1 protein-coding gene is annotated in these 656 nt (G+C 73.6%); it reads right to left on the reverse strand.

What is annotated here, in order from left to right:
• Nucleotides 1-656: polyketide synthase (locus ABGB06_RS39420; RefSeq protein ID WP_347600572.1), on the reverse strand; the 656-nt coding region annotated here is incomplete at both ends.

A 656-nucleotide genomic window follows, 5' to 3' on the forward strand; every position in this document is an offset into this window, starting at 1 on the left:
TGGTGAGGGCCTGGGTGATGACGCGTTGTTGGGAGGGGCCGTTGGGGGCGGTGAGGCCGTTGCTGGCGCCGTCCTGGTTGACGGCGGAGCCGCGCAGGAGGGCGAGGACGGGGTGGCCGTTGCGGCGGGCGTCGGAGAGGCGTTCGAGGAGGATGGTGCCGGCGCCCTCGGCCCAGCCGGTGCCGTCCGCGGCGGCGGCGAACGGTTTGCAGCGTCCGTCGGGTGCGAGGCCGCGTTGGCGGCTGAACTCGATGAAGACGCCCGGGCTGGGCATCACTGACACCCCGCCGGCGAGGGCCATGTCGCATTCTCCGGTGCGGAGGGACTGGGCGGCGAGGTGGAGCGCTACCAGCGAGGACGAGCAGGCGGTGTCGACGGTCACGGCGGGACCCTCAAGCCCGAAGACATAGGAGACCCGGCCCGACTGCACGCTGGCCGCGACGCCGGTCAGGCGGTGCCCGGCCACGTCCACCACACCGGGGGCCGGCTCGTGGAGCGCGGGGCCGTAGTCCTGGCCCACCCCGCCGACGAAGACGCCGGTGCGGCTGCCGCGTAGCGAGGTGGGGTCGATGCCGGCGCTTTCGAAGGCCTCCCAGGAGGTCTCCAGCAGCAGCCGTTGCTGCGGGTCCATGGCCAGTGCCTCGCGCGGCGAGATG

The sequence above is a fragment of the Streptomyces sp. B6B3 genome, from assembly GCF_039871525.1.
GTDB lineage: Bacteria > Actinomycetota > Actinomycetes > Streptomycetales > Streptomycetaceae > Streptomyces.